This window comes from Citrobacter sp. wls718 (genome assembly GCF_005280945.1).
GTDB lineage: Bacteria > Pseudomonadota > Gammaproteobacteria > Enterobacterales > Enterobacteriaceae > Citrobacter > Citrobacter gillenii.
This window is the reverse complement of the sequence record NZ_SZWV01000079.1, coordinates 24,679-27,830: the sequence shown is the minus strand read 5'-3', so window position 1 is coordinate 27,830 and position 3,152 is coordinate 24,679. Positions and strand designations below refer to the sequence as shown.

Below are 3,152 nucleotides of genomic sequence, written 5' to 3'. Positions count from 1 at the left end.
ACCGCCTTGTCACGCTGGAAGTCCTGTCTGAACCGGGCGCCAGCGCCATTGACCGCATCCTGAAGCTGATAGAAGAAGCCGAAGAGCGTCGGGCCCCGATTGAGCGGTTTATTGATCGCTTCAGCCGCATTTACACTCCGGCCATCATGGCGATCGCCCTGCTGGTCACTCTTGTTCCCCCACTGCTGTTTGCCGCCTCCTGGCAGGAGTGGATTTATAAAGGGCTGACGCTGCTGTTGATTGGCTGCCCGTGTGCGCTGGTGATCTCAACGCCTGCCGCAATCACCTCCGGGCTGGCGGCAGCGGCGCGGCGTGGGGCGCTGATTAAAGGCGGAGCCGCGCTGGAGCAATTAGGTAGGGTCACTCATGTGGCATTCGATAAAACCGGTACCCTGACCGTGGGTAAACCGCGCGTGACGGCGATTCATCCAGCGAGCGGCATCAGCGAGTCCGAACTGCTGGCGCTGGCGGCAGCGGTTGAGCAAGGTGCCACGCACCCGCTGGCTCAGGCGATTGTCCGTGAAGCGCAGACCCGTGAATTGACCATCCCGGCAGCACAAGCGCAGCGGGCATTGGTGGGTTCGGGTATTGAAGCGCAGGTCAACGGCGAGCGGATACTGATTTGCGCAGCGGGCAAACAGCCCGCCGAAGCCTTTGCCGGACAGATTAGCGAACTGGAAAGCGCCGGGCAAACGGTGGTACTGGTGCTGCGCAACGATGCGGTGCTCGGCGTGCTGGCCTTACAGGATACACTGCGTGACGACGCCCTGACCGCCATCAACGAGCTTCATCAGTTGGGCGTAAAAGGCGTGATCCTGACCGGGGATAACCCACGTGCGGCGGCAGCAATTGCCGGTGAGTTGGGGCTGGAATTCAAAGCAGGCCTGCTACCGGAGGATAAAGTTCGGGTAGTGACCAGCCTGAACCAGCAGTCCCCGCTGGCGATGGTTGGGGACGGGATTAACGACGCGCCGGCAATGAAAGCGGCCACCATCGGCATTGCGATGGGAAGCGGCACCGACGTCGCGCTGGAAACGGCGGATGCCGCCCTGACCCATAACCGCCTGCGCGGCCTGGTGCAAATGATCCAACTGGCACGCGCCACTCACGCCAATATTCGCCAGAACATTGCCATTGCGCTGGGTCTGAAGGGGATTTTCCTGATAACCACGCTTCTGGGGATAACCGGATTGTGGCTGGCGGTGCTGGCAGATACAGGGGCAACGGTACTGGTGACTGCCAACGCGCTGCGGCTGTTACGGAAAGGGTAATGCCTGTTTCTCGCCTGATGGTGCTTCACTTATTAGGCCGACTGGCTGTTCGTCATTCGTAGGCCGGATTAGGCGCTTGCGCCGCCATCCGGCAAACAAGCTTACTGACCTTTGCGCACTAAATAGCGGTACGGCAGAGAGTCGGTCTCTTTGGCCACCAACTCATGTTCCATAAACGTACAAAAGCCGGGAATGTCGCGGGTTGTCGCCGGATCGTCCGCGACAATCAGCAGCGTTTCACCGGCCTGCATGCCGCGCACAGTTTTACGCACCATCATCACCGGTTCCGGGCAGCGCAGCCCTTGGGCATCAAGGGTATGGTCGGGAGAGGTAAACAAATCGCTCATCATTGTCTCGTTCAATAAAAAACGGCGTTATTTTACGCTCTGTTGGTCAGTAAGCCAATCAGGTTAACGATTGCGTGAAAAACAACCATTGCAAAGCCCTGTTAAAGCAGTATCATGCGACCGTTTTATTGGGTTCCCTCACCCCAATTCTTGACTAAAAAGGTACAATATGACTCCGTTTACACAAACTCAGCGCGTAAAAGCGTTGTTCTGGCTATCGCTATTCCATCTGCTGGTGATCACATCCAGCAACTATCTGGTACAACTGCCGATCACCATCTTCGGTTTCCATACCACATGGGGCGCCTTTAGCTTTCCGTTTATTTTCCTCGCCACCGACCTGACCGTTCGCATTTTTGGCGCACCGCTGGCACGACGCATCATTTTTGCGGTCATGATCCCCGCGCTGTTGATCTCCTATGGGGTTTCCGCGCTGTTTTATATGGGGTCCTGGCAAGGATTTGACGCGCTGCTGCACTTTAATCTGTTTGTCGCCCGTATCGCCGCCGCCAGCTTTATGGCCTACGCACTGGGTCAAATTCTGGATGTGCACGTCTTTAACCGCCTGCGTCAAAACCGCCGCTGGTGGCTCGCACCTACCGCCTCCACGCTGTTTGGCAACATCAGCGATACGCTGGCCTTCTTCTTTATCGCCTTCTGGCGCAGCCCGGATGCCTTTATGGCCGAGCACTGGATGGAAATCGCGCTGGTCGATTACTGTTTCAAGGTGCTGATCAGTATTATTTTCTTCCTGCCGATGTACGGTGTGTTGCTGAATATGTTACTGAAAAGGCTGGCAGATAAATCCGAAATCGCGGCATTACAGACGAGTTAAAGGTTCATTTTCCGAGTTGTGATAAGATGGACGAATGAGCCGTTATGGCCGTTTATCGAAAGGAAGAAGTCAATGCGCAATCTGGTTAAATATGTCGGTATTGGCCTGCTGGTTATGGGGCTTGCGGCCTGTGATAATAGCGATACCAAAGCGCCAGCCGAGGGTGCTGCCGCGGAAAGTAACGCCGCCGGACAACCGGTCAGCCTGCTGGACGGCAAGCTCAGTTTTTCCCTGCCAGCAGATATGACCGATCAGAGCGGCAAGCTGGGTACTCAGGCCAACAATATGCACGTGTATTCTGACGCAACCGGCCAGAAAGCAGTGATTGTGATTGTCGGTGATGACACCAGTGAAGACCTGACCGTGCTGGCCAAACGCCTGGAAGATCAGCAGCGTAGCCGTGACCCGCAGCTGCAGGTCGTCACCAACAAGTCGATTGAGCTGAAGGGCCATACCCTGCAGCAGTTAGACAGCATCATCTCCGCCAAAGGCCAGACCGCTTACTCTTCTGTGGTGCTGGGCAAAGTGGACAACCAGCTGTTGACCCTGCAGATCACGCTGCCTGCTGACGATCAGCAGAAAGCGCAGGCGACCGCAGAGAACATCATTAACACGCTGGTTATCCAGTAACGGTTAAGACGATGACACGGCCTCCGCAGAGTCCTCCGGGGGCCGTTTTTTTAACCGCCAGGTCAGCAA

5 protein-coding genes are annotated in these 3,152 nt (G+C 56.4%); 3 read left to right on the top strand and 2 right to left on the bottom strand.

Going from position 1 to position 3,152, the window contains the following annotated elements; genetic code table 11:
- Window positions 1–1,271, top strand: a 1,271-nt coding sequence (locus FDW95_RS23935) for a heavy metal translocating P-type ATPase (protein WP_249359147.1), incomplete at its 5' end; no start/stop codon positions are given.
- A gap of 101 nt (window positions 1,272–1,372) precedes the next feature.
- On the opposite strand, the gene tusA is transcribed toward FDW95_RS23935, so the two are convergent.
- Window positions 1,373–1,618, bottom strand: coding sequence for a sulfurtransferase TusA (tusA, locus tag FDW95_RS15670; RefSeq protein WP_003827551.1), 246 nt, complete (start codon window positions 1,616–1,618; stop codon window positions 1,373–1,375).
- A 169-nt stretch (window positions 1,619–1,787) separates the two neighbouring features.
- On the opposite strand from tusA, the gene FDW95_RS15665 reads away from it, so the two are divergent.
- Window positions 1,788–2,453, top strand: a complete 666-nt coding sequence (locus FDW95_RS15665) for a 7-cyano-7-deazaguanine/7-aminomethyl-7-deazaguanine transporter (RefSeq protein WP_096759217.1) — start codon at window positions 1,788–1,790, stop codon at window positions 2,451–2,453.
- Window positions 2,454–2,525: 72 nt separating this feature from the next.
- The gene (locus FDW95_RS15660; RefSeq protein WP_115257264.1) at window positions 2,526–3,083 is read left to right on the top strand and encodes a DcrB family lipoprotein; all 558 of its coding nucleotides are present in this window, start codon (window positions 2,526–2,528) and stop codon (window positions 3,081–3,083) included.
- A 3-nt stretch (window positions 3,084–3,086) separates the two neighbouring features.
- On the opposite strand, the gene FDW95_RS23930 is transcribed toward FDW95_RS15660, so the two are convergent.
- Window positions 3,087–3,152: hypothetical protein (locus FDW95_RS23930; RefSeq protein WP_249359170.1), on the bottom strand; the 66-nt coding region annotated here is incomplete at its 5' end.

Coding starts and splice junctions, on each gene's coding strand:
- tusA (WP_003827551.1), bottom strand. CDS start 1,618: ATGAGCGATTTGTTTACCTCTCCCGACCATACCCTTGATGCCCAAGGG.
- FDW95_RS15665 (WP_096759217.1), top strand. CDS start 1,788: ATGACTCCGTTTACACAAACTCAGCGCGTAAAAGCGTTGTTCTGGCTA.
- FDW95_RS15660 (WP_115257264.1), top strand. CDS start 2,526: ATGCGCAATCTGGTTAAATATGTCGGTATTGGCCTGCTGGTTATGGGG.